General features: G+C 61.6%; 22 protein-coding genes and 1 pseudogene. 10 read left to right on the top strand and 13 right to left on the bottom strand.

Annotation, left to right across the window (positions count from 1 at the left end; all coding sequences use genetic code 11):
• The 9 genes and pseudogenes from DMX11_RS26305 to DMX11_RS23570 form a co-directional block, all read left to right on the top strand.
• Positions 1-127, top strand: a 127-nt coding sequence (locus DMX11_RS26305) for a hypothetical protein (RefSeq protein ID WP_232107144.1), incomplete at its 5' end; no start/stop codon positions are given.
• 88 nt (positions 128-215) lie between these two features.
• Positions 216-530 (top strand): annotated as a pseudogene (locus tag DMX11_RS26300) (FAD-dependent oxidoreductase); the annotation flags it as partial.
• Positions 531-675: 145 nt separating this feature from the next.
• Positions 676-1,572 carry a nitrilase family protein gene (locus DMX11_RS23600; RefSeq protein ID WP_110747492.1) on the top strand — a complete coding sequence of 299 codons (897 nt, stop codon included), beginning with the start codon at positions 676-678 and terminating at the stop codon, positions 1,570-1,572.
• A 10-nt stretch (positions 1,573-1,582) separates the two neighbouring features.
• Positions 1,583-2,737 (top strand): hypothetical protein, encoded by a 1,155-nt coding sequence (locus DMX11_RS23595; protein WP_110747489.1) that lies wholly within the window; start codon positions 1,583-1,585, stop codon positions 2,735-2,737.
• Positions 2,734-3,723 (top strand): asparaginase, encoded by a 990-nt coding sequence (locus DMX11_RS23590; RefSeq protein WP_110747486.1) that lies wholly within the window; start codon positions 2,734-2,736, stop codon positions 3,721-3,723. Before DMX11_RS23595 ends, DMX11_RS23590 begins: the two co-directional genes overlap by 4 nt.
• Positions 3,724-3,813: 90 nt before the next feature.
• Complete coding sequence (locus tag DMX11_RS23585) at positions 3,814-4,365, top strand: UPF0149 family protein (RefSeq protein WP_110747483.1); 552 nt, start codon at positions 3,814-3,816, stop codon at positions 4,363-4,365.
• A gap of 164 nt (positions 4,366-4,529) precedes the next feature.
• On the top strand, positions 4,530-5,159 hold the full coding sequence (locus DMX11_RS23580; protein ID WP_110747480.1) for a glutathione S-transferase family protein: 630 nt from the start codon (positions 4,530-4,532) through the stop codon (positions 5,157-5,159).
• 27 nt (positions 5,160-5,186) lie between these two features.
• Complete coding sequence (locus DMX11_RS23575; RefSeq protein WP_110747477.1) at positions 5,187-7,223, top strand: pyridoxamine 5'-phosphate oxidase family protein; 2,037 nt, start codon at positions 5,187-5,189, stop codon at positions 7,221-7,223.
• Positions 7,224-7,376: 153 nt separating this feature from the next.
• Entirely contained in the window at positions 7,377-8,273 is an 897-nt protein-coding gene (locus tag DMX11_RS23570) for a LysR family transcriptional regulator (RefSeq protein ID WP_110747474.1), read from the top strand.
• Between the two features lie 74 nt (positions 8,274-8,347).
• On the opposite strand, the gene DMX11_RS23565 is transcribed toward DMX11_RS23570, so the two are convergent.
• The 8 genes from DMX11_RS23565 to DMX11_RS23530 all read right to left on the bottom strand — a co-directional run bounded on the left by DMX11_RS23565 (position 8,348) and on the right by DMX11_RS23530 (position 16,295).
• Complete coding sequence (locus DMX11_RS23565; RefSeq protein ID WP_110747471.1) at positions 8,348-9,217, bottom strand: aldose 1-epimerase; 870 nt, start codon at positions 9,215-9,217, stop codon at positions 8,348-8,350.
• A gap of 27 nt (positions 9,218-9,244) precedes the next feature.
• A complete protein-coding gene (locus tag DMX11_RS23560; protein WP_110747468.1) occupies positions 9,245-10,168 on the bottom strand; it encodes an EamA family transporter in 924 nt (307 codons plus the stop codon).
• A gap of 54 nt (positions 10,169-10,222) precedes the next feature.
• Complete coding sequence (locus DMX11_RS23555) at positions 10,223-11,503, bottom strand: TRAP transporter large permease (protein WP_014755560.1); 1,281 nt, start codon at positions 11,501-11,503, stop codon at positions 10,223-10,225.
• On the bottom strand, positions 11,504-12,031 hold the full coding sequence (locus DMX11_RS23550) for a TRAP transporter small permease (protein WP_003254832.1): 528 nt from the start codon (positions 12,029-12,031) through the stop codon (positions 11,504-11,506). It lies immediately after the preceding gene.
• Positions 12,032-12,097: 66 nt separating this feature from the next.
• Complete coding sequence (locus DMX11_RS23545) at positions 12,098-13,069, bottom strand: TRAP transporter substrate-binding protein (protein ID WP_012051448.1); 972 nt, start codon at positions 13,067-13,069, stop codon at positions 12,098-12,100.
• A 64-nt stretch (positions 13,070-13,133) separates the two neighbouring features.
• Positions 13,134-14,015 carry an SMP-30/gluconolactonase/LRE family protein gene (locus DMX11_RS23540; RefSeq protein WP_110747465.1) on the bottom strand — a complete coding sequence of 294 codons (882 nt, stop codon included), beginning with the start codon at positions 14,013-14,015 and terminating at the stop codon, positions 13,134-13,136.
• A gap of 24 nt (positions 14,016-14,039) precedes the next feature.
• Positions 14,040-14,846, bottom strand: a complete 807-nt coding sequence (locus DMX11_RS23535; RefSeq protein WP_110747463.1) for an NAD(P)-dependent oxidoreductase — start codon at positions 14,844-14,846, stop codon at positions 14,040-14,042.
• Between the two features lie 210 nt (positions 14,847-15,056).
• Positions 15,057-16,295, bottom strand: a complete 1,239-nt coding sequence (locus tag DMX11_RS23530; protein ID WP_110747460.1) for an OprD family porin — start codon at positions 16,293-16,295, stop codon at positions 15,057-15,059.
• A gap of 433 nt (positions 16,296-16,728) precedes the next feature.
• Between DMX11_RS23530 and DMX11_RS23525 the strand changes: the two genes are divergently transcribed.
• Complete coding sequence (locus DMX11_RS23525; RefSeq protein ID WP_004577199.1) at positions 16,729-16,968, top strand: type II toxin-antitoxin system RelB/DinJ family antitoxin; 240 nt, start codon at positions 16,729-16,731, stop codon at positions 16,966-16,968.
• On the opposite strand, the gene DMX11_RS23520 is transcribed toward DMX11_RS23525, so the two are convergent.
• The 5 genes from DMX11_RS23520 to DMX11_RS23505 form a co-directional block, all read right to left on the bottom strand.
• Positions 16,901-17,428: a zeta toxin family protein gene (locus DMX11_RS23520; RefSeq protein WP_110747457.1), complete on the bottom strand. Its 528-nt coding sequence runs from the start codon at positions 17,426-17,428 to the stop codon at positions 16,901-16,903. The two genes, DMX11_RS23525 and DMX11_RS23520, sit on opposite strands and share 68 nt — an antisense overlap.
• Positions 17,415-17,678, bottom strand: a complete 264-nt coding sequence (locus tag DMX11_RS23515) for a hypothetical protein (protein WP_110747453.1) — start codon at positions 17,676-17,678, stop codon at positions 17,415-17,417. Before DMX11_RS23515 ends, DMX11_RS23520 begins: the two co-directional genes overlap by 14 nt.
• A 245-nt stretch (positions 17,679-17,923) precedes the next feature.
• Positions 17,924-19,174 carry a ribonucleotide-diphosphate reductase subunit beta gene (locus DMX11_RS23510; protein WP_016488688.1) on the bottom strand — a complete coding sequence of 417 codons (1,251 nt, stop codon included), beginning with the start codon at positions 19,172-19,174 and terminating at the stop codon, positions 17,924-17,926.
• A 443-nt stretch (positions 19,175-19,617) separates the two neighbouring features.
• Positions 19,618-19,749, bottom strand: a complete 132-nt coding sequence (locus tag DMX11_RS26295) for a hypothetical protein (RefSeq protein ID WP_256590658.1) — start codon at positions 19,747-19,749, stop codon at positions 19,618-19,620.
• Positions 19,750-19,888: 139 nt separating this feature from the next.
• Positions 19,889-22,768, bottom strand: a complete 2,880-nt coding sequence (locus DMX11_RS23505) for a ribonucleoside-diphosphate reductase subunit alpha (RefSeq protein ID WP_110747450.1) — start codon at positions 22,766-22,768, stop codon at positions 19,889-19,891.
• Between the last annotated feature and the right edge of the window lie 1,162 nt (positions 22,769-23,930).

Genomic DNA, 23,930 nt, shown 5'->3' with positions numbered 1-23,930 from the left:
CCTGCTGCCACTGCTGGAGCACTGCATCAAGACCCCAGGCGTGCACGTGATCGACTGCCCGGTCGATTACAGCGAGAACGACCGCATCCTCAACAGCGAGCTGCGTGAGCGCGCGCTGGCGGTGTAAACAATCGCAAAGTATTGCCCCATGGTCCGGCAGGCGCAGGCTTTATCTCCTGCGCCTGCCGGCTGGTGACAATTAACACCCTCCACCCATCTCGCCGTTCATCAATTCTCGAAACATCCGCATACAGCGTTGGATGACCGATCGTAACGCACTCGGTTGCGCGAAGCTGTATCGCCCAGGCACCTACTACGATGCCGTAAGCCTGATGAAATATAACCGCGACCTGAGTGCCCATTCGGGATTGTATCTGGCTGGGGAGTCCTTCTCTGTTGACGCCGGCTGGACCGAACCGTGTTTACGAACAGCGCTTGATGCGGTCATCAACCTCTGCGACAAAACCTCTGCGTCATTCAATGGTGGCTTCAGCCTGGCGCACTACCCACATTACCGAGTTGGGAAATAGCAGCGCTCGGGCGTTCTTGTGGGGCGTTTCCTACTCCATCAATTCCTGAGTCCTGCAACGCCATAGGAACTGCCCGACTGTCGCTCTTTCGCCCAACCCCGGTTTACTGGCGCCCTTCCAAAACAACCATAAAAAGGAAGCCGCCATGTGTGAACACCGCTCTGCCGTAAGCCCTGTACGTCTCGCCGTCATCCAGTACGACCCGCAGGTCGGGCTCGAACATTGCGATGGAAACCTGAGCAGAGGTCTGGCATTGGCCAGACGTGCAGCGCATGAAGGCGCCAATCTCATCGTGTTGCCCGAGCTGGCCAACACTGGCTACACCTTTCAATCCCGGGCCGAAGCCTATGCCCATGCTGAAACGCTGCACGATGGGCACAGCTTGCAAGCCTGGGCGGACTTTGCCAGGGAGCATCAGGTTTACCTGGCTGCGGGTTTCGCGGAACGTGACGGGTTGAAGCTTTACGACAGCGCTGTATTGTTCGGCCCTGAGGGTTTGCTCGGGCACTACCGCAAGGCGCATTTGTGGAACGAGGAAAAGCTCTGGTTCACCCCGGGCAACTTGGGCTTCCCGGTGTTTGAAACGCCGATTGGCCGTATCGGCCTGCTGATTTGCTGGGATATCTGGTTCCCGGAAGTGCCCCGATTGATGGCTGCACAGGGCGCCGACATCATCTGCAGCCTGAACAACTGGGTGTGGACGCCGCCGCCGCTGTTCGATGAAGCAGGGCGCTGCATGGCTACCTACCTGACCATGACGGCTGCGCATGTCAACAACGTCTATATCGCTGCCGCCAACCGTATCGGCGAGGAGCGGGGCGGGCGCTTCCTCGGTTGCTCACTGATTGCCGGCACCAATGGCTGGCCAATTGGGGAGGTGGCAAGCGCAGAGGAGGAGGGCATCCTGTATGCCGATGTAGACCTCAGCAGTGCACGTTCGGCCCCGATCTGGAACGCCCTCAACGATCTGCCGCGAGATCGGCGTACCGACCTTTATGACGCAACCCTTGGCTATCGCCTGCATGCCCCGATGCCGCGCTGAGGAGTTGCCAATGAGCACATTACCCTTGCCGAACCGACGGCAATCGCCGCTGTTGATCTTTGCCTGCCTGCTGATACTGCTGGTTGCCAGTGTCATATACGGCAACTGGCCGGATTACGCGCAACTGGCTGCCACGCTTGATCAGCCACTCAGCCGCTTGCGCTGGATAGTCGGTGATATCAGCGAAGTGGCGTTCTACAAGCATGAACTCCCTGCCCTGGGGTTGCTGCTTGGGGCTTGCCTGGGGCATTGGGCCCATATGCGTGGCTACCGATGGCAGGGTTTCGCCATCTGCTATGGCAGCGGCTTGTGGCCCTGGGTGTTCGCGAGCTCGCTGCTGGGCCTGCTGCTCAGCCACGCTTTGTGGGGTTGGACCCTGGCCAGCGGCACCTGGCAACCGACGTTTGTTGCGTTCGTGTCGTTGCCGGCTGCGACGGTGCTGCTGTTTGGGGCGGGCTGGCGGGTAGCGATAACAGGCGCGGTTCTTGGCGCACTGCTCGTTACCCCTGCAAGCCTGCTGCTGGTCAACTATCTGTGCTACCCGCTGCAACTGCCGGTGGTGGTCGGTAATGTCAGTGGCATGGCGTTGGCGAGCCTGGTGGCGTTCATGTTGTGCAAGCGCTTCCCTTCATGGGTAAGGCCCAGCCACAAGCCCGTTGCTGCCGAGCCCGTGGCAGGGCTGCCCGATTACGGCGTGATCTGGACCTTGCGCCGTGTGCTGGCAGATTTCAGCGAGGCGCCATTCCTTGGCAATGAGTGGGCCGGCCTCGGGCTATTACTGGGCGCATGCCTGGCTTACGTACTGGCACCCGCTGCACCGGCGTATGGCTCTCTGTTGCTGATACCGATAATCACCGGCCAGGCGCTGGCGTCTTTGGTCGGGGTGGTGTTCTGGCGGCGTCAGTGGCAGGCACGAGGGTGGTACCCCACGTACATTCCTATCGTCTCGATCGTTCCGGCCGCAGTGCTTGCTCATGGTGGCAGCTGGCAAGTGATTGTAGCCAGTGCCGTACTGGGTGCTTTGCTGGCCCCGCCGTTGGCCGTTGCCATCACACAGCGCTTGCCGGCCTACATGCACGGCTATATTGGCAATGTGATGTCCATGGCCATCAGTACGTTGGCGATCGTGCCAGTGGTGGGGGTACTTGCAGGAGGTAATGTATGAAAGCGCAAACGAACCTGCCCAGGCTGGCCATTGCCAGCCTGGGGGGAACCGTGAGCATGCAGGCGGGTGATGGCGGGTCAGGCGTCAAGCCCAAGCTTGGCTGTGAGGAACAACTGGCCAAGGTGCCGCAATTGTCCGAAATGGCTCACATCGAAGCTGCCACGCTTGGGCTGTTGCCCAGTGCTTCGATGGGGTTTGCAGAACTGCTCGAGGTATTGCTCTGGGCGCAACGCGCGGTGGAGTGCGGAGCGCAGGCGGTCATATTGACTCAGGGTACCGACAGCCTTGAGGAAACGGCTTTTTTTCTCGATCTGCTCTGGTCTTCCGAGGCACCGTTGATAATGACCGGTGCCATGCGCGCGGCCAGCCAGCCGGGCAATGATGGCCCGGCGAACCTGCTGGCGGCGGCACACGTTGCCTTGGCTCAAGGCAGTCGTGGGCGTGGCGTGCTGGTGGTGATGAATGACCAGGTTCACTGCGCAGCCAATGTCCGCAAGACGGCCAGCCTGGCCCTCACCGCGTTCAAGTCACCCGGAAGTGGCCCGATCGGCGACGTGGTGGAGGGCGTTGTGGTGTATCGCCATCCACCAGCTCACCGGGAAGTGCTACCGCTACCGCAATGTACCGATCACCGCGTTGCCTTGCTGGAAGCCTGCCTTGGCGCTGACACCGCGTTGTTGCAGGCCGTTGCCTCGCTGGGCTACGAGGGGCTGGTCATCGCCGGCTTTGGTGCAGGGCATGTCTCCAGTAGCTGGGCCAACGCGCTGGGCACGCTCGTACCGACCCTGCCAGTGATCGTCGCCACCCGCACCGGCAGCGGTCCCACCGCCTTGGCATCCTACGGTTTCGCGGGGGGCGAGATCGACTTGCAGCGCAAGGGCGTACACATGGCGGGGCAACTGTGCCCGCGCAAGTGCCGCATACTGTTGTGGCTGTTGATCGGCGCTGGCAGGCAGCACCAATTGCACAGCTGGTTGCCGCGTTGAGTGATCTGCCCGCGTAGCTGGAGGCGCGGGCAGCCCTTCGGCCACTACTGTGCTAGGGTGCACACACTTTTGCTTTCAGGACCCACCCTCATGCTTCCCCCACTCAGCGAAAAAGAACTCCACCGCCTGGCGGACCTGCTGAATACCTACGGCAATGACTACTCGGTACTGAACCTGGCCGAGCTCAACGGCTTTTTCACTGCACTGGCCAGCTCGCCGACCACCGTCACCCCTGAACACTGGTTGCCCGCAGTGGCCGGTGGCAAGGTGCCAAAGTTCAAGAAGCCGGCACATGAAGAAGCCTACGTGGCGTTGATGCTGCGCTACGCCAATCAGGTAGCAGAAGAGCTGAGCGGCAACGTCGACCAGTTCGAGCCGTTGTTCGAGGAAAGCGAAGACGATCAGGGCACAGTGATCGTGATGGAAGAGTGGTGCTTTGGCTACATGCGCGGGACCCAGATCGCCGGCTGGGGCGCGTTGCCAGCAGAGCAGGACCAATTGCTCAAGGCCATCTCGCTGCACGGGCTGGAGGATAACTTCGAACTGTTGGACCAGCTGAGTGTTGAGGATATTCAGGCCTATGTGCCACAGGTGATCGAGGCTGCGCGCCAGCTTTACCGCTTCCACCGCCTAGTTGGTTGAGGTCTGTGAACACTACAACCGATCAGTAACGGGCGGCCAGTTACCTCGGGATTATTCCGCTCCGCGAAATTATGGTTTCCCCAGCGCACTGATTCTGCTGTGAGCCGAATCAGTGCAGCATGTGCTCCATCAGCCCAACCCGGTGCTGACCAGGAGCCAAGCCCATGTCGAACCCGATCAAGCTTTACAACTTCCCCAAGTCCGGCCACGCCCACCGCATCGAGCTGATGCTATCGCTGTTGAACCTGCCCACCGAGCTGGTGTTCGTCGACCTGGCCAAAGGCGCGCACAAGCAGCCAGAGTTTCTCGCCCTCAACCCGTTCGGCCAGGTGCCGGTCATCGATGACAACGGCACGGTAATCGCCGATTCCAATGCCATCCTCGTCTACCTGGCGAAAAAGTACGACAACGGCACCTGGCTGCCCGAAGAGCCCGCTGCTGCTGCCCGCGTGCAACGCTGGCTGTCGGTCGCCGCCGGACCGTTGGCCTTTGGCCCTGCTGCTGCACGCCTGGTCACGGTGTTCGGCGCGTCGTTCAATACCGACGAAGTGATCGCCCGCGCCCACACCCTGCTCAAGGTGATCGACGCCGAACTGGCCCAGTCGCCCTTCCTGTCGGGCAGCACGCCTACCATTGCGGATGTCGCCAACTACTCGTACATCGCCCACGCGCCAGAGGGCAACGTGTCGCTGGAGCCTTATGCCAACGTGCGCAGCTGGCTGGCCCGCATCGAGGCTTTGCCTGGCTTCGTGCCCATGCCACGCACCATGATCGGGCTGCAGACCAGCGCCTGATTACCCGCCATCGCGAGGAACGCCGCCATGCAAAAGTCTCCCGACCACCGCCCCTCGCCCTGGCATGCGGGCGAGAAAACCCTGCAAGAGCAGGTTGGTGTTGCAGAACGCATGGAGGCGTTCGGGCAGAAGGTCATCCGTGACCACATGCCCGACCAGCACCGCATTTTCTACCACCAGTTGCCGTTCATGGTGGCTGCCAGCGTGGATCCCCAAGGGCGGTCCTGGGCGACCCTGCTGGAAGGGCCTGAAGGGTTCGTCAGCTCGCCCGACCCTCGGCAACTGATGATCGACACCACGCTCGCGGCTGATGACCCCGCTACCCCTGGTTTGGTAGCCGGGCAAGCGGTCGGGCTGCTCGGTATTGAGTTGCATACCCGTCGGCGCAACCGCATCAACGGGCAGATTCACCAAGCTGCACAGGGCCAGCTGCGGGTGACCGTGGAGCAGTCGTTCGGCAACTGCCCGCAGTACATCCAGTTGCGCGAATACAGCCGCGTGGATGAGCCCTCCCAAGGGCGCGTCGATACGGCAACGCTCGATGCCCCGGCCATCGGCATGATCGAAGCGGCCGATACCTTCTTCGTCGCCAGCTATGTCGAGCACGAAAATGGCCAGCGCTCGGTGGATGTATCCCATCGCGGCGGCCGGCCGGGTTTCGTCAAGGTTGAAGGCAATCGCCTGATCATCCCTGACTATGCTGGCAACCTGCATTTCAATACCTTGGGCAATTTGCTGGTAAACCCAAAGGCAGGCTTGCTTTTCATCGACTTCAACAACGGCAATGTGCTGCAGGTCAACGGACGTACCGAACTGCTGCTCGACAGCCCGGACATCCCGGCCTTCGAGGGCGCCGAGCGGTTATGGATGCTGGATGTGGAACAGGTTGTGTGGCGCCCGGCTGCTGTGTCCCTGCGCTGGGCGTTCAAGGAGTATGCGCCGACCAGCCTGATGACCGGTACCTGGGCCGAGGCTGAGGAGCGTCAGCAGCAGCGCCAGCATCAGCGTCAATGGCAGGCCTGGCGTGTGCTGCGGGTGGAGCAGGAAAGCCGTGATATCCGCTCGTTCTACCTTGAACCACCGGCAGGTAGCCGCGTGGCCTTTGCCCCAGGGCAGCATCTCCCCGTGCAAGTGCAGCGCGATGGCGAGGCGGCACTGATCCGCACCTACAGCCTGTCCAGCGCACCTGCCGATGGCTACTTGCGCATAAGCGTCAAGGCACAGGGCCCGGTGTCGCGCTTTCTGCATGAGCGCCTCGGGGCCGGCGATGTGTTGAACGTGCGGCCACCGATGGGCAGTTTCACGCTCGACCAGCAAAGCGCGCGGCCGCTGGTGCTGATCGGCGCGGGCGTGGGTATCACGCCGTTGCTGGCCATGCTGCGCGAGCAAGTCAGTACTGGCCAGGCTCGGCGCATTCATCTGTTCCATGGCGCACGTAGCCTTGCCGACCTGCCGTTCCGCCAGGAACTGGCCGAATTGCAGCAACGGGCCGCTGGCATGCTTCGCGTGCATTGCGCCCTCAGCCAGCCAGAGGCGCATGCGCTGGTCGGTCCTGATTACCAGTTTGCCGGCCGTTTGGGTATCGAGCAGGTCAAGGCAACGTTGGCGCTGGACGACTACGATTTTTACCTGTGCGGGCCCGGCAGCTTCACCCAGGACATGTATGAAGGGCTACGCGGTCTGAACGTGCCGGACGCGCGGATTCACGCCGAAGCTTTTGGCCCCTCGACGCTGCGGCGGCACAGCAACCCAGACCGGCCGGCATTGCAGCAGCCGCCTGCTGCCGATGAACCCGTACCGGTGTATTTTGCGGCCTCGGCCAAGGAGGCGCGTTGGACCCCCGGTGCAGGCACGCTGCTGGAGCTGGCCGAGGCGCGAGGGCTGGCGCCGGAGTTCAGTTGCCGGGGTGGCTCATGTGGCACTTGCAAGACCCGGCTGGTAAGTGGCCAGGTGCATTATCCCAACCCGCCTGCCGAGCTACCGGAGGCGGGATCAGTGCTGATTTGTTGCGCTGTGCCGGCGAAGGTGGAGGAGGGCGGTCAGGCGTTGGTGCTGGATGCCTGATTTACCTGTGCCGGCCTCTTCGCGGGCAAGCCCGCTGCCACACTGATACACATTACTGAGGGCGCTGGCGTGCCCTCGATGAGGCCGGCACAGGTAACATAATCCACTGAGATCAAAGATAATCGCGCTACCTCAGCGCCTCCAGGAGCCCACATGGACCAGATCCACCTGATGAAGGTGTTCGTCGCTGTTGGCGAACTGGAAAGTTTCGCCGCCGCCGCCCGCCGTCTGGATATCTCCCCGGCCGCCGTCACCCGCGCCGTCAGTGCCCTGGAGGATCAACTCGGGGTCAAGCTGCTGCTGCGCACCACGCGCAGCGTGCGCCTGACCGAGGCGGGGGGCCGTTACCTGGAGGACACTCGGCACATCCTTGCCAGCATCCACGAGGCCAACGAAGCCGCCGCTGGCATCAATGCCACCCCCAAGGGCGAGCTGGCGGTCACCGCGCCGATTCTGTTCGGCAAGAAATTCGTCATGCCGTGCATCGTCCGTTATCTGCAGCAGTATCCGGAAGTTGATGTTTCCGCCTACTTCCTCGACCGGGTGGTGAACATGGTCGAGGAGGGTATGGACGTGGCCGTGCGCATCGGCCCGTTACCCGACTCCGGACTGAAGGCGCTGCGGGTGGGCAGGGTGCGGCGCATGCTGTGTGCCGCGCCCGAGTACCTGGCGCGCCATGGCGTGCCAAAGCACCCGTCGGACCTGGCCGAGCATGCGGTGATCGGCACCACCAACCTGTCGCCGCGCGCGGGCTGGCGCTTCGGGGTGACCGACGAGCCAACCCTGGTGCGCATGAAGCCGCGGCTGACGGTCACCAGCAATGACGGGGCGATCGCTGCCGCCAGCGGCGGGCTGGGGATTGCGCGGTTGCTGTCGTACCAGGTGGCAGATGAACTGGCCAGCGGGCAGTTGCAGGTGATTCTGGCCGAGTATGAGGAGGCCCCGTGGCCGATTCATGTGCTGCACCGCGAAAGCAAGTACGGCTCGGCGAAAGTCAGGTCGTTTATCGACATGTTGGCGCAGGCGCTTCGGGCCCAACAGCTGGACTGAGACCGTACGATGAAAGCGGCGCCGCCGGGGTAGCATTCAGGGCTGCCAAGCAGCCTCAGTAACAGGCAACTCGGTTACAGAGCCCGATACTGCATCTTGAACCCCAGGCTCATCGTTTCCCCCCGCTGCAACATCCTGAGCCCCGGCCGCCCTGGCAAGTGATGCGCATTGATGGGGTGGCTAACCGGTTCAAAGCAGAAAAAACCTTGGCCTTGCGGACAGAACAGCAAGAAGTGCTCAGCCCCGCTGGCGCTGCACGCCAATCGATAGCCCGCCCCCGGCTGGTCGATCACACACTCCCCCGGCCAGTCACTGAAAGCGTGATCGACCACCGTCTGTGGCAGGCTGCCCAATGGTTCAAACCTCCACTGCTCCGGCACCTCGGCCTGGTACGACGGCAACCGCCCCTCTTCGGCCAGCCACACCTTGCGCGCTGCCGCATACAGCCTGGTATCGGGATACCGCGGAAAGTAAGGGTGCAGCCCCAACCCGTACCAGTTGGCCGACTCATCCAGATGCGTCACATGCAGGTCCAGGTTCAGGCAACCCTCATGCAGGTGCACATCCAGCGTGGCCCGGTACGCAAACGGCATAGCACTGTCCAGCGCCAGCCGTGCTCGCCGTTCACTGTGATGCTCCACCTGCCAGGCCTGCTGCCAGGCACTGCCATGGATCGGGTAAGGGTCATGCCCGGTATTGGGCGCCAGTGCCTGCCAGCCCTCGGGCCGGGCAAAGCCACCCTCGCCAATGCGATTGGACCAAGGCGCCAGCGGGTAGCAGGCCAGCCGCCGCGGTGTGCCGCTGGCCAAGGCGTCCGCATCGGAATGGCGCAGCAGCGCCTGCCCTGTGGCTTTTACCTGCCAGTTGACCAAGCTGGCGCCCAGCTCCGGGGCCAGGCTCAGGCGGGTCAGGCGGTCCTGCAGGTGCAGTTCGGTCATCGTCATGCAAGGCTGCTCCTTCGAGAATGCCAATCAACTGGCCCGCCGGTAAGTCAGCAGCACGATGCCGCACACCACCACGGCGCCGCCGAGTAATTGCAGGGTGCCCAGTTGTTGATCGAGCAAAGCCCAGCCCAGCAGCAAGGTGGCGATGGGTTCGACGTTCATCACCGGCGCGTTCTGCGCCATGTTCAGGCGTGGTACGCAGACAAACAGCAAGGTGAACGCCAGGCCATACAGCACCACCAGGCTGGCCAGGGCTGCCCAGCCACTGCTGGTGCCAGGCAGCGACAAACCGGATGGCATCACCCCGCTTGCACCTGCAACCAGCATGCTGGAAAACACGATAAGCAGGGTCAGCAGGCTACGCACCGGGCCGCGCACGGCAGCCAGTTTGTGGTCGGTGATCCACAACGCGCAGGCAAAGGCACAGGCAGCGCCGAACGCCAGGCTGACGCCCATCGCCCAGTGCGGGTTGGCCGCGCCGCTGTCGGCCAGGTGTGCCGGTACATCCAGCGCCAACACCAGGCCGCAGAGGATCAGGCCCATGAACAGCACGGTGCGGCCTGTGGGGCGTGCACCGCCCAGCGCCCAGGTGAGCAGTGCCAACAGCATCGGGAAGGTGTTGCCCACCAGCAGCGCGAGAGCCACCGGAATACGTGCTACCGCCGAGTACAGGCAGAGGCTCTGGGTGGCAATCAGCAAGCCGAGCAGCAGCTGCCAGCGGCGCGCACCAGAGGGCAGGGCCAGGGCCTGGCGCTGCCACAGCAGCAGCCCGGCCAGTACCACGAAGGTGATGCCCGAGCGACAGAGAATGGCCAGCAACACGCCGGTGCCGTCATCGAAGGCAATACGCGCAGCGACATGGTTGCCGGCGAACGAACAGGCCAGCAGGGCCAGCAGGGCGATGGCCAGCTTGCGTGGGAACAGGGGTAAGGCAGAGGAGGGGACAGCCATGTGCAGGATCCATTTGCAAGAGCCCAGGGGCCGCCAAGCGGCCCCCGGTCATAATTACAGCACCACGCTAGGCAGCCACAGCGAGATCGCTGGAATGTAAGTCACTGCCATCAGCACCAGGAACAGCGCCAGGTAAAACGGCAGCAGCGCCTTCACCGTCGACTCGATGCTCACCTTGCCAATGGCCGAGCCCACGAACAGCACCGCGCCCACCGGTGGCGTTATCAGGCCGATCCCCAGGTTTACCAGCATGATCATGCCAAAGTGCACCGGGTCCACGCCGATACCGGTAATCACCGGCAGCAGGATCGGGGTAAGAATCAGGATCAGCGGCGCCATGTCCATCACCGTGCCCAGCAGCAACAGCATGAAGTTGATGCACATCAGGATCACGTAACGGTTGTCCGACAGGGTCAGGAACGCCGTGGTGATCTTCGACGGGATCTGCATCAGCGTCATTACGTAGCCGAAGCTGGCGGCAAAGCCGATCAGGATCATCACGATGGAGATGGTCCGTACGGTGCGGTGCATCAGCTTGGGCAGGTCGCGCCACTTGTAGTCGCGGTAGATGAACATGGTCACGAAGAACGACCACACGACCGCCACCGCTGCCGACTCGGTCGCGGTGAACACCCCCGACAGGATACCGCCGAGGATGATCACCATGGCCATCAGGCCCCACAGCGCCTCACCGGCAATCTTCAGCGCCTGGCGCAGCGGGATCACTTCGCCCTTGGGGTAGTTGCGCTTCTTGGCGAACAACAGGCACAGGCCCATCATCACCGCGCTCAGCAGCAGGCCGGGCATCACCCCCGCCATGAACAGCGAGGCGATCGACACCGTGCCGCCCGCCGCCAGCGAGTACAGCACCGAGTTGTGGCTAGGCGGGGTCAACAGCGCCTGCACCGAACCGCTGACGGTTACGGCGGTGGAGAACTCGCGCGGGTAACCCTTGCGTTCCATCTCTGGGATCAGCACCGAGCCCACCGAGGCGGTATCGGCTACCGACGAGCCGGAAATCGCGCCAAAAAAGGTCGAGGCCATGATGTTGACCAGCGACAGCCCGCCACGCACGAAGCCCACCAGCACCCCGGCAAAGGCCACCAGCCGCCGCGACATGCCGCCTTCGGCCATGATCGCGCCGGCCAGCACGAAGAATGGAATGGCCAGCAGCGAGAACTTGTTAACCCCACTGGCCACCTGGATCATCATCGCCTGCAGCGGGATGTCGATCCACCAGGCGCCGATCAGTGCCGACAGGCCCAGGGCGTAGGCCACCGGCATGCCGATCAGAATCAGCACGATGAAACTGCCCAACAGAATGAACGCTTCCATTTACGCAGCTCCTTCGTTTTCTTCGACCAGATCAAAGCGCACGACCTTGCGGTTGCTCTGATCGCCCAGCAGGAGTTTTTCCAGCACGAACACCAGCGTCAGCACGCCGCCGACCGGGATCGGCGCGTAAGTCATGCCGACCCGCACACCGGGCAGCGAGGCCAGCGACTGGTTCCAGGTGGTGATGCACAGCCGGGTGCCGTAATAGGTCATGAACACGCACACCACGATCATCAGCAGTTGTACCAGCAGGGCGACCAGCTGGCGCTGCAGCGGCGGCAAACGGTCGGTAATCATCCCCACCGCCATATGCGCCCCGGCGCGATAGCTGGCGGCGGCACCAACGAAGGTGAATACCACCATCAGCAGGATCGAGACTGGCTCTGGCCAGCTGGAGCCGGTGCCCAGCACGTAGCGGGCGAAGATGCCCCACGGGATGATCAGCGTCATGGCCAGGATCGACAGGCCCGCGATCCAGATACAACTGCGGTACAGCGTGTCGTTCACGCTCAGGAAAAGCGATTTCATAGGCATCACCAAAGCGGCAGGGCGGCGGCGGCCACACTGCCGAGGTCGTCTTGGAAGGGGCTGGTATTACTGGACGGCGTCGATACGCTTCATCAGGTCGGCGTACTGCGCGCCGTACTTCTCGCGTACCGAGGCGGTGGCGTCATAGAACGGCTTCTTGTCGACGGTGATGAACTCGACACCGGCGGCCTTGAGCTTCTCTTCGCTGGCGGCAGACTTGGCGTCCCACAGCGCACGCTCTTCCATCTGTGCTTCGCGCGCGACCTTTTTCACCAGCACCTGCTGCTCGGGAGTGAGCTTGTTCCAGGTGGTCTTGGACATCACCACCGGCTCCGGCAGGATCAGGTGGCCGGTCAGGGTGTAGTATTTGGCGCTCTGGAAATGGTTGTGCTCAAGCAAGGTCGGCGGGTTGTTCTCGGCGCCATCGATCACCCCGGTTTGCAGGGCACTGAAGATTTCCCCGGTGTCCATGGCGATACCGTTGCCGCCCATGGCGTTCATCATGTCGATGAACAGCGGGTTGCCCTGTACGCGAATCTTCATGCCTTTGAGGTCTTCCAGGCTGCGCACCGGCTTTTTGGTGTAGATGCTGCGCGAGCCGCCGTCCATCCAGGCCAAGGCCACCAGGTTGAAGTCGGAGTTGGTGATCTTGTCGAGGATCTCCTGGCCGATCTCGCCATCGATGATCTTGCGCATGTGATCATGGTCGCGGAACACGAACGGCATGTTGAACACGTTCACATCCGGCACTACCGGGCCGACGATCCCCAGGCTGACGCGGGTCATCTGCACGGCGCCGATCTGAGCCTGTTCGATCACTTCCTTTTCCGATCCCAGCACGCCGCCGGCGAACATCTTGAAGGTGATGTCGCCATTGCTGGCCTGTTCCAGCTTTTTACCCATGTTCTGCTCGGCGACCACGGTCGGGTAGCCGGCCGGGTGGATTTCGGCGAACTTGATGTCCAGCGCCGAGGCGGGCATGGCCACGCTGAAGGCGAACGGGAGTACGGCAAGAAGCAGCTTGCGTTTGAACGTCATGATGAAACTCCGTGGTTTTTATTATCCGGTTTCGGGCGTGCAAGTGTGGGTGTGGCAGTGGGGCTCAGCCCCGGTAGGCAGGTTCCTCCAGGCCCTTGGTGCCAGGGTTGAGGGCAAATACCCCGCCAGCCAGTGGCTGGTCGCCGAGGTCGATGCCCGCGGGGCGGATCGAGGTGACGTACAGGGTGTCGAGGTTGGCGCCACCAAAGGCGCACATGGCCGGCTTTTTCACCGGCACGCTGAGCGAGCGGTCGAGGCGCCCGTCAGGGGTGAAGCGGTGAACTTGCCCGGCGTCGTTGCCGCAGATCCAGTAGCAGCCATCCTGGTCGATCGCGGCGCCGTCGGGGCGCCCTGGGTAGCCGCGCATGTCGACGAACAGCCGTTTGTTGTGCGGCGTACCGCTGTCGGTGTCGTAGTCGAAGGCCCACACCTTCTGCACGTTGGGGTGCGAGTCGGACAGGTACATGCGTTTGCCGTCGGGGCTGAACGCCAGGCCATTGGGCACGATCATGCCGTCCTGCTGCAGGTGCAGGTGGCCTTCGCCGTCATGCCGGTACAGCGCACCCACATGGGCGCCTTGCTGCATGTCCAGCAGCATCGTGCCGGCCCAGAAACGGCCCTGGCGATCGCAGCGGCCATCGTTGAAGCGCATCCCGCCCTGGGCATGCTGCACGCTGGCAAGCAGGCGGCTATCCAGGCGGCCATCGGCGTTGGCCTGGATCTGGTAGATGCCGCTTTCCATGCCTGCCACCCAGCCTTGGCCGCTAAGGGCAATGCAGGCGAGCATCTCGTCGCCTTGCCATACTTGGTGCGCGCCATCGGCGGCCTGCCAGCGGTGCAACTGGCGGGCGGGAATGTCGACCCAGTACAGGGCCTGTTCGCCGGGGTGCCACACGGGGCTTTCGCCGGTGCCGTTGCGGGCGTCGACGATCAGTTCACAGTTCATGGCCGTGCCTCCTGGCGTGCGGGGTCAGTTGAACGGGCCGGCCACGGCGAAGGCGCCGCCTTGATAGACCATGCTCGGGTCGTCGGCAGCTGGCGCCGGTTGGGCTTCCACGGCTGCGCGGAAGGCTTCCGAGCTGTCCTTGGGCACATAGCCCAAATGCGCGGCATGGCGGTTGTCCCACCACACGGTGCGGTTGTCGGAGGCACCGTAGACGATGGTATGGCCAACGTCAGGCGTCGATAACCCACGTTCGATCAGCTGCACCAGGTCGTCATAGCTCAGCCAGGTGCAGAGCATGCGTGGGTTCTGTGGCTGCGGGAACGACGAGCCGATGCGGATGCTGACGGTTTCGATGCCGTAGCGGTCGAAGTAGAAGCTGGCGACATCTTCGCCGTAGCACTTGGACAGCCCGTAGTAGCTGTCGGGGCGGCGCGGGGAATGCGCGTCGATGCGCTCGTCCTGGCGGTAGAAGCCGATGGTGTGGTTGGAACTGGCGAAGATGATGCGCTTCACCCCATGCTTGCGCGCCGCCTCGTAGATGTGAAACACGCCGCAAATGTTGGGGCCGAGGATGTCTTCGAAAGAGTGCTCGGTGGAAACGCCGCCGAAGTGGATGATGGCGTCCACGCCTTCGACCAGGGCATGCACCGCTGCCTTGTCGGCCAGGTCGCAGGTGATGACTTCCTCATGCGTGCCAGCAGCAGGCGCCATGGGGCTGATGTCGGAAAGGCGCAGGACCTCGGCGTAGCCTTTCAGGCGTTCGCGAAGGACCTTGCCCAGGCCGCCTGCGGCTCCAGTGAGCAGCAGGCGATTGAGGGGGGTAGTGGTCATGGCCGGCTCTTGTTATTAATTGTTGTAGGTTGTCGTATGACTTCGGTAATTATTGGCGGTGGTTCTGTGTGTTGTCAATGAGGCTTGGGCGGCTTTTGCCGGCCTTTACGCAGGTAACCCCTCCAGGGATAGCGTTGCCGCACGCCCACCTTAGGAGCGGGGTTACCCGCGAACCCGGGCGAAGCCCGTGCCAAGCACCGCAGGCCTTGATTACAGCAACGACAATGGATAGTTGAAGATCAACCGGTTCTCATCGAACTCGTTATTGCTGTAATCCCGGCGAATCGACGAATTACGCCATTTAACACTCAAATCCTTGAACGCCCCGCTCTGGATCACGTACGCAAGCTCCGTCTCACGCACCCACTCCTTGCCATCGGTCACCACGCCACTGTGCACATCGTGCCCGCTGATGTAGCGGTTCATCAAGGTCAGCCCTGGCACCCCGACGGTGACGAAGTTGAAGTCATGACGCACCTGCCACGAACGTTCGTTGGCGTTGTCGAAGCTGGAGTTGTAGCTGTCGTTGGCCAGGGTCCCGCCGCTGGTGCCGTTGACCCGCATCCAGGTATCGCCATCGACCTTCTGCAGCCCGACCCAGAAGGTGCTGCCACCGTACTTGGCCGAGAACATCCCCGAGTAGGTCTTGTTATCCAGTTCACCAGCGCGCCTGGAGCCGTCGTCATCGCCATGGAAGTAGCCCAGGTTGGCGCCCAGTGTCCAGTCTCCCACCGGCTGGCTGTGGCTCAGTTGCAGGTACTGCTGCTGATACACGTCCTTGAGCACCGCGTTCCACAGCCCGACCAGGGTGCGGTCCTTGTTGAACTTGTACTCGCCGCCGACGAAGTTGAAGCGGTCCGATACCCCGCCGCCGTAGCTCATGTCTTCCATGCTGGCGTCGTTGCGCGGGCTGTTGCCGCGGAACTGCCCACCGTACAAGGTCAGGCCGGCAATCTCGTTGGACGTGACCTGGCCGCCACGGAACGTCTGCGGCAACGAGCGACCGTCGTCCGAGCGAAGAATCGGCAGCACTGGCATCCACTCACCGATTTTCAGCTCGGTCTTGGAGATGCGAGCCTTGCCTGCCACCGCCAGGCGCCCGTAATCGTCAGCAGGCTTGCCATCGTCATGGCGTGGCAGCAACGCCGTGCCATAGGTACCGCCACCCCCGTCGAGCTTGACCGACCACAGCCCCAGCACATCCACGCCAAAGCCGATTGGCCCTTCAGTGAACCCCGAGCGGGCATCGAGAATGAAGCTTTGCGTCCACTCCTCCGCCTTGCTCTGTGGGTTGCTGGGGTTGGTGAAGTTGCGGTTGATGTAGAAGTTGCGCAGCCCGAGCGTGGCCTTGCTGTCCTCGACAAATCCCGCAGCCAGGCTGGTGCCCGGCAGGCCGGCGATGACCCCGGCGCCAAGCAGGGCGAAGGGCAGGGTGTGGCAGATTTTCATTATTGTTGTGCTCCCTAAGGGTGTGGCAGCCCGTCTACCGGGCACGCGCAAGCGGCCTGCGGCAGGGGCGGGTAGATAACGGGCCGGTCAGGGCCAGGGGTGAATACGCGGTAACCGGGCGCTACGTATTGGCAGGTATACGCGAGCTGGCCGGGGAAGGAGGGGTGTGCAACAAACGTAGGTGTAGCGGGATGGATGTCGACATGAGTTCGTCCACTGATTGTTGTTTTTGTTATGTGTTGTCGTACAACTATGGGCGATTATTAGCAAGGGGGAGGAGGGCTGTCAACGGCTGATCGCCCTCCTGTCGGCAGGGGGCCTCTTCATTTGAAGGGAATGGCGCTGTGCTCACTTCCGACAGACAAACTGCCATTGCAGAATAGCCAAGATCAGGGCATTGTAATGACAAGCGTCTTTACATGAGGGCTATGTCATGGCATCTATCAATATCCGCGTCGACGACGATCTCAAAGCCCGCGCTTACAAAGAGCTCGATCGCCTCGGTGTTACCCCCTCCGAACTCATGCGCCAGGCCCTGCAATATGTAGCTGAGCGGGGCAAGCTACCCTTCCGGCCGGTCCTGATGACCGAGGAAGATGAAGACCTCATTGCCACTGTACAAGAGCGGCTTGCTTCTCCGCAGCGCGTGAGGGTACAGCTGGATGACCTATAGCCTCGGCTACGAAATACAGGTAAGTCCGGTAGCCCATCTGCTGAGCCGTTTCCATAAATCGAACCTTCTCCGAAGAGGACATCACTGTCTCGAACGTGAAGCTGATTCTGCGTTCGAGCAATTGATGGCGGATGAGGTCTGCAATGACTGCAGCGTGGTAGGAATTTACATCCACGCCTCGGAATTCGATTTTTTGGCCTACGAGTGTTAGCCGGCCTGCGCTCTCCTGCAGGCCTGCCCTTATGATCAATGGATGCTGGGTGAGATACGTCCGTAATGCCTGCTCGGTGAGCTCAAGGCCATAATCACTCAGGTCGATGAACCCTGTCGTTTTGGCAGACTTTTCAAGTTCATCAGCATTGACGTAAAGGTTGACCAGCCGAGCTGGAATCTGGTCCTTGATGGTGCTTTTGCCAGACCCATTAGGGCCGGCAAAAACGCGAAGCTTAGGCGCGCCCACTGAGCTTGCGCACGGTGAAGCGCTGTCCGGTCTTCACCTTCAGGCTCGGTTTGGTTTCTGCAAGCACTTCAACATGGCCATCAGCGTGGGTTGCGATGATGTGGTTGTTATCGACGGTGACAACCGTATGCCCCGCTGCAACAGCCCGGAAATATGCAAGGCGTGTAGCAGCTGCAGCCATCTCAGGGATCTGGTTCTCCAGATTCTCGATAACCTCGTCGCTAAGCTGGTTTTCGCGCAAGATTGCCATAGCTTTTCCTGATTCGATCACACGCGTAGATTGATTGCTAATCAGTGTAATAGCCCTGGCAGATAACCAGAAGGCCGCGAGTGTGGTTTTTGCGGGCAGTGTTGAATCAAAATCCTACAAAAGCAGCAGAGCTTGCCCAAAAAGGGCCGCAAAGCGGCCCCCGAGCTCTGGTGTTTTTCGAGTTTTCGGAAATGCCAATAAAAAGGCTGCCAATCGGCAGCCTTCTCGATGCTCAGCCCGGACGATCAGTCCCAGCTCAACGCCCCACCAGTCTGATACTCGATCACACGCGTCTCAAAGAAGTTTTTCTCTTTCTTCAAGTCCATGATCTCGCTCATCCAAGGGAACGGGTTGGTAGTCCCTGGATATTCTTCTTTCAAGCCAATCTGGGTCAGACGACGGTTGGCGATGAACTTGAGGTAGTCCTCCATCATCGCTGCGTTCATCCCCAGTACGCCGCGTGGCATGGTGTCACGGGCGTATTCGATCTCCAGCTGGGTCCCTTGCAGGATCATCTGGGTCGCTTCTTCCTTCATCGCCGCATCCCACAGGTGCGGGTTTTCGATCTTGATCTGGTTGATCACGTCGATACCGAAGTTCAGGTGCATCGACTCGTCACGCAGGATGTACTGGAACTGCTCGGCAACGCCAGTCATCTTGTTGCGGCGGCCCATGGACAGGATCTGGGTGAAGCCGCAGTAGAAGAAGATGCCTTCCAGAACGCAGTAGTAGGCGATCAGGTTGCGCAGCAGCTCTTTGTCGGTTTCGACGGTGCCGGTGTTGAATTCCGGGTCGGAGATGGCGCGGGTGTACTTCAGGCCCCAGGCGGCTTTTTTAGCGACCGACGGGATCTCGTGGTACATGTTGAAGATCTCGCCTTCATCCATGCCCAGCGACTCGATGCAGTACTGGTAGGCGTGGGTGTGGATCGCTTCTTCGAAGGCCTGGCGCAGGATGTACTGGCGGCACTCCGGGTTGGTGATCAGGCGGTACACGGCCAGGGCCAGGTTGTTGGCAACCAGCGAGTCGGCAGTGGAGAAGAAACCGAGGTTGCGCATGACGATGCGGCGCTCGTCTTCGGTCAGGCCGTCTTGGCTCTTCCACAGGGCGATGTCGGCGGTCATGTTGACCTCTTGCGGCATCCAGTGGTTGGCGCAGCCGTCCAGGTACTTCTGCCAGGCCCAGTCGTACTTGAACGGTACCAGCTGGTTGAGGTCGGCGCGGCAGTTGATCATGCGCTTTTCATCGACTGCAACGCGGGCCGAGGAGCCTTCCAGCTCGGCCAGGCCTTCGGCAACGTCGAGGGCGTCGAGGGCAGCCTTGGCACGTTTGACGGCATCGGAGTCAGAAGCGGTGGCCGCACGGGCCTCCAGGGCGGCGGCACCACCGGCGCTGTCGAGCTTGTCGAGGGTGGCGGCGGCAGCGGCCTGCGCAGGGGTGTTGCCTTTGGCGGCTACTTCGCCGTCTTCTTTGTCGAATTCGTCCCAGCTCAGCATGGTTTGGCTCCTGCTTGAGGGTCGCCCTGGGGCAACCGGTTGGATTTTAAGAATGTGATGCCTGACGCAAGGCCGTAACGGCGAATGGACAGCTCGAGAGGCTGACTCTCGTTTACATCTGAATGTGTTCTGGCTTGTACCTGGCCAGGCCTCTGGGAGGGGCCAGGACAATTGAATAGGTGCTCTTTTCAGAGGGCGCAAAGTATACCGGAATTCACCTTCGATCGGGGCGCGTGTGTTGCCGGCGAGGGTAACTTTTTCGACCGGTTTGGCGTGCGTCCGTTCACGAAACAGGTGGCTTCTTCTACGGGGGGAGAGTGTAGCGTCAACCTATATGTTGTGCCAGTTTAAATTTTTAGGCACATCATATGGTGTTTTGTTGAGGGGGTGTGCTAGCCGAATCGGCCCCATCCCGGGCTGGCAGGCGATGAGGCCAGCTCACATTAGCTACGGTGCATGTGCAGCGTTTCGACAATGTGTGTCTTGGGGTGCTTGCGTGCCTGTTCCACCGAGGTGAAACGGCCGGTTTCAGCATTGCGACCAATCTTGCGAGATGCCAGTTTTTTCCGCGCCATGGGCTTACATCCTGTTTTGAGAGGTCCTGTTCTTTTACCGAGCCGCGCGAGCGCTGGGCAAAGGGCAAGGTTTCTCCGGGGCGCGGATACAAAAATGCCGCGCGGGGCACCCGTAGGTACCCCGCACGGCATTCAGGCCTTACTGGCAGGCTTCGCAGTCTGGCTCGTCGATCGCGCAGGCTTTCGGCACTGGCGCTGGGCCGGCTGCCTGGACCGGGGCGCTGTCGCCACCGCTGGAAACGGCGTTGAGCTTGCCGGTGTTGATGGTCGACTTCTCGGTGCTGGTCGCGGCCAGGGCACGGAGGTAGTAGGTGGTTTTCAGGCCACGGTACCAGGCCATGCGGTAGGTCACGTCCAGCTTCTTGCCCGAGGCGCCGGCAATGTACAGGTTCAGCGACTGCGCCTGGTCGATCCACTTCTGGCGACGCGAGGCAGCATCGACGATCCACTTGGTCTCGACTTCGAACGCAGTGGCGTACAGGTCTTTCAGCTCTTGCGGGATACGCTCGATCTGCTGCACCGAACCGTCGTAGTACTTCAGGTCGTTGATCATGACCGAGTCCCACAGGCCGCGCGCCTTCAGGTCGCGAACCAGGTAGGGGTTGATCACGGTGAACTCGCCCGACAGGTTCGATTTCACGTACAGGTTCTGGTAGGTCGGCTCGATCGACTGCGATACGCCAGTGATGTTGGCGATGGTCGCGGTTGGCGCAATGGCCATGATGTTCGAGTTACGAATACCTTTTTGCACGCGGGCACGCACTGGCGCCCAGTCCAGGGTCTCGTTCAGGTCGACGTCGATGTACTTCTGGCCACGGGCTTCGATCAGGATCTGTTGCGAGTCCAGCGGCAGGATGCCCTTGGACCACAGCGAGCCCTGGAAGGTCTCGTAGGCACCACGTTCGTCGGCCAGGTCGCACGAGGCCTGGATGGCGAAGTAGCTGACCGCTTCCATCGACTTGTCGGCGAACTCGACGGCTGCATCGGAACCGTAAGGAATGTGCTGCAGGTACAGCGCGTCCTGGAAGCCCATGATGCCCAGGCCGACCGGGCGGTGCTTGAAGTTCGAGTTACGCGCTTGCGGCACCGAGTAGTAGTTGATGTCGATCACGTTGTCGAGCATGCGCACGGCGGTGTTCACGGTACGCTGCAGCTTGGCAGTGTCCAGCTTGCCGTCGACGATGTGGTTCGGCAGGTTGATCGAGCCCAGGTTGCAGACCGCGATCTCGTCCTTGTTGGTGTTCAGGGTGATCTCGGTGCACAGGTTCGAGCTGTGGACCACGCCCACGTGCTGCTGCGGCGAACGCAGGTTGCACGGGTCCTTGAAGGTCAGCCATGGGTGGCCGGTCTCGAACAGCATCGACAGCATCTTGCGCCACAGGTCTTTGGCCTGGATGGTCTTGAACACCTTGATCTTGTTGTACTCGGTCAGGGCTTCGTAGTACTCGTAGCGCTCTTCGAAGGCCTTGCCGGTCAGGTCGTGCAGGTCTGGCACTTCCGAAGGCGAGAACAGGGTCCACTTGCCGTCATCGAAGACACGCTTCATGAACAGGTCAGGGATCCAGTTGGCGGTGTTCATGTCGTGGGTACGACGGCGGTCATCACCGGTGTTCTTGCGCAGCTCGATGAATTCCTCGATGTCCAGGTGCCAGGTTTCCAGGTAAGCACATACAGCGCCTTTGCGCTTGCCACCCTGGTTCACGGCAACGGCGGTGTCGTTGACCACTTTCAGGAACGGGACGACGCCCTGGGATTTACCGTTGGTGCCCTTGATGTACGAGCCCAGTGCACGGACCGGGGTCCAGTCGTTGCCCAGGCCGCCAGCGAATTTCGACAGCATGGCGTTGTCGTGGATCGCGTGGTAGATGCCCGACAGGTCGTCTGGCACGGTGGTCAGGTAGCAGCTGGACAGCTGCGGGCGCAGGGTACCGGCGTTGAACAGGGTCGGGGTCGAGGCCATGTAGTCGAACGACGACAGCAGGTTGTAGAACTCGATCGCACGGGCTTCCTTGTCCTTCTCTTCCAGCGCCAGGCCCATGGCCACACGCATGAAGAACACCTGCGGCAGTTCGAAGCGCACGCCATCCTTGTGGATGAAGTAGCGGTCGTACAGGGTTTGCAGGCCCAGGTAGGTGAACTGCTGGTCACGCTCGTGGTTGATTGCCTTGCCCAGTTTTTCCAGGTCGAAGTCGGCCAGGGCAGGGTTCAGCAGCTCGAACTCGATACCTTTGGCGACGTAGGCCGGCAGGGCCTTGGCGTACAGGTCGGCCATCTCGTGGTGGGTGGCGCTGTCGGCGACGTTCAGGAAGCCCAGGCCTTCGGCGCGCAGGGTGTCCATGAGCAGGCGGGCGGTAACGAACGAGTAGTTCGGCTCGCGCTCTACCAGCGTACGGGCGGTCATCACCAGGGCGGTGTTGACGTCCTTGATGGCAACGCCGTCGTACAGGTTTTTCAGGGTTTCGCGCTGGATCAGGTCGCCATCGACTTCGGCCAGGCCTTCGCAGGCTTCGCTGATGATGGTGTTCAGGCGGGCCATGTCGAGCGGCGCCAGGCTGCCGTCGGCCAAGGTGATGCGGATGCTCGGGTGCGGCTCGACCACGGCGTCGGTGTTGGCGCGGGTGGCGCGTTCCTTGGCACGCTGGTCGCGGTAGATCACGTAGTCACGGGCAACTTTCTGCTCGCCGGCACGCATCAGGGCCAGTTCGACCTGGTCCTGGATTTCTTCGATGTGGATGGTGCCACCCGATGGCATGCGACGCTTGAACGTGGCGGTAACCTGCTCGGTCAGGCGCGCGACGGTGTCGTGGATGCGCGACGAAGCGGCGGCGGTGCCGCCTTCAACTGCGAGGAACGCCTTGGTGATGGCAACGGTGATCTTGTCGTCGGTGTAAGGGACGACAGTGCCGTTACGCTTGATCACGCGCAGTTGGCCGGGGGCGGTGGCAGCCAGATCCTGGTTGGAATCGGCGGCCTGCGGCACCTGGGCCTGCGGGTTCTCGCGAGTTGTGTCGGTTTGCATGGGTGGGTGTCTCCACAGTTTCTATATTGTTCAGGCGCCTTATGGGCGCCCACCGTTCCGTCCACTTGCTCGATAACCTCGCGGGGATGCGCAATGCATGCGCATCCGCCCGCGCGGGCGTACCGACTTCGGGACAGACTCAGGAATAAGGGGCAATGGCTTGCCGCTCCCTGGCCGAAGTCAAAGGTTCTGGGCCGAGCCCAAAAACTGTTGCTGATGGGTGCCAGGCTTGGCCTGCAACACCCATGCCCGAACAACGCCCTGAAAGGGCTTGCCTCGGTCGCCTCCGCAGGAGCGGTTTGGCTGCTGAAATCACCTGAAGTTCCACCCGGAAAATCGCTTGATCTTGCGGGTTGACTTTTGTGTGTGATTTTGCACGAACCCCTATATCTAGTGGTTCGCTGCGATCGGGATACAAGATAATGCGGTATTGGGGGCTTTGCAAGGCGAGCGCCTGTGGATAAGTTGTGTGTACTTTGTGAGTGAATGGTGGGTATTCGCTGTAGGCCTTGTGCCAAGTGGTTTGCAGTATTTTTCTGCGTGGTGACGCGCTTGGGCAGTTTTTTTCGGGCGGGATACCTGTCACAAAAAACGGTTCAGTTCAGGGGGCGGTGGGCATGTCTGAAGATCTGGGGTGCCTGGGAGATCGAGCGCCGCCACAAAAACCAAATCATGCACACCATGCACACGGTGGTCTTGTCGCAATCTGCAATTGCAGGGGGGAGTAATGGCCTGATGTACCTGTCGCGTGGGCCAGTAACGGCTGGCAGGTGCATGCCTTGAGTTGTTTCGTCGCCTGGGAGATCGAGCGCCGCCCGCGCGGCGCATCGCGAGCTGCGCTCGCTCCTACATTTGTTTCGGGCCAGTCACGCCTGTGACAGGCGCGCGCGACCGCCTTGTGTGTACGACACGATATCGCGCCGTGCGCCAAAGGCGTTCGCGCGCAAATGGCACAGGAATAATTGGCCCGAAACAAATGTAGGAGCGAGCGCAGCTCGCGATGCGCCGCGCGGGCGGCGCTCGATTTACGCGCCACCACAAAAACCAAATCATGCACACCATGCACACGGTGGTCTTGTCGCAATCTGCAATTGCAGGGGGGAGTAATGGCCTGATGTACCTGTCGCGTGGGCCAGTAACGGCTGGCAGGTGCATGCCTTGA

The organism is Pseudomonas sp. LB-090624 (assembly GCF_003205205.1).
In the GTDB taxonomy this organism is placed as follows: domain Bacteria; phylum Pseudomonadota; class Gammaproteobacteria; order Pseudomonadales; family Pseudomonadaceae; genus Aquipseudomonas.
This window is presented reverse-complemented; position numbering and strand designations above follow the sequence as displayed.

Bases quoted from the DNA above. Each gene is read 5' to 3' on its own strand.
- DMX11_RS23530 (WP_110747460.1), bottom strand. From the start codon at position 16,295: ATGAAAATCTGCCACACCCTGCCCTTCGCCCTGCTTGGCGCCGGGGTC.
- DMX11_RS23555 (WP_014755560.1), bottom strand. From the start codon at position 11,503: ATGGAAGCGTTCATTCTGTTGGGCAGTTTCATCGTGCTGATTCTGATC.
- DMX11_RS23590 (WP_110747486.1), top strand. From the start codon at position 2,734: ATGAAAGCGCAAACGAACCTGCCCAGGCTGGCCATTGCCAGCCTGGGG.
- DMX11_RS23575 (WP_110747477.1), top strand. From the start codon at position 5,187: ATGCAAAAGTCTCCCGACCACCGCCCCTCGCCCTGGCATGCGGGCGAG.
- DMX11_RS23540 (WP_110747465.1), bottom strand. From the start codon at position 14,015: ATGAACTGTGAACTGATCGTCGACGCCCGCAACGGCACCGGCGAAAGC.
- DMX11_RS23580 (WP_110747480.1), top strand. From the start codon at position 4,530: ATGTCGAACCCGATCAAGCTTTACAACTTCCCCAAGTCCGGCCACGCC.
- DMX11_RS26295 (WP_256590658.1), bottom strand. From the start codon at position 19,749: ATGGCGCGGAAAAAACTGGCATCTCGCAAGATTGGTCGCAATGCTGAA.
- DMX11_RS23585 (WP_110747483.1), top strand. From the start codon at position 3,814: ATGCTTCCCCCACTCAGCGAAAAAGAACTCCACCGCCTGGCGGACCTG.
- DMX11_RS23570 (WP_110747474.1), top strand. From the start codon at position 7,377: ATGGACCAGATCCACCTGATGAAGGTGTTCGTCGCTGTTGGCGAACTG.
- DMX11_RS23560 (WP_110747468.1), bottom strand. From the start codon at position 10,168: ATGGCTGTCCCCTCCTCTGCCTTACCCCTGTTCCCACGCAAGCTGGCC.
- DMX11_RS23510 (WP_016488688.1), bottom strand. From the start codon at position 19,174: ATGCTGAGCTGGGACGAATTCGACAAAGAAGACGGCGAAGTAGCCGCC.
- DMX11_RS23565 (WP_110747471.1), bottom strand. From the start codon at position 9,217: ATGACGATGACCGAACTGCACCTGCAGGACCGCCTGACCCGCCTGAGC.
- DMX11_RS23515 (WP_110747453.1), bottom strand. From the start codon at position 17,678: ATGGCAATCTTGCGCGAAAACCAGCTTAGCGACGAGGTTATCGAGAAT.
- DMX11_RS23595 (WP_110747489.1), top strand. From the start codon at position 1,583: ATGAGCACATTACCCTTGCCGAACCGACGGCAATCGCCGCTGTTGATC.
- DMX11_RS23550 (WP_003254832.1), bottom strand. From the start codon at position 12,031: ATGAAATCGCTTTTCCTGAGCGTGAACGACACGCTGTACCGCAGTTGT.
- DMX11_RS23600 (WP_110747492.1), top strand. From the start codon at position 676: ATGTGTGAACACCGCTCTGCCGTAAGCCCTGTACGTCTCGCCGTCATC.
- DMX11_RS23505 (WP_110747450.1), bottom strand. From the start codon at position 22,768: ATGCAAACCGACACAACTCGCGAGAACCCGCAGGCCCAGGTGCCGCAG.
- DMX11_RS23535 (WP_110747463.1), bottom strand. From the start codon at position 14,846: ATGACCACTACCCCCCTCAATCGCCTGCTGCTCACTGGAGCCGCAGGC.
- DMX11_RS23525 (WP_004577199.1), top strand. From the start codon at position 16,729: ATGGCATCTATCAATATCCGCGTCGACGACGATCTCAAAGCCCGCGCT.
- DMX11_RS23545 (WP_012051448.1), bottom strand. From the start codon at position 13,069: ATGACGTTCAAACGCAAGCTGCTTCTTGCCGTACTCCCGTTCGCCTTC.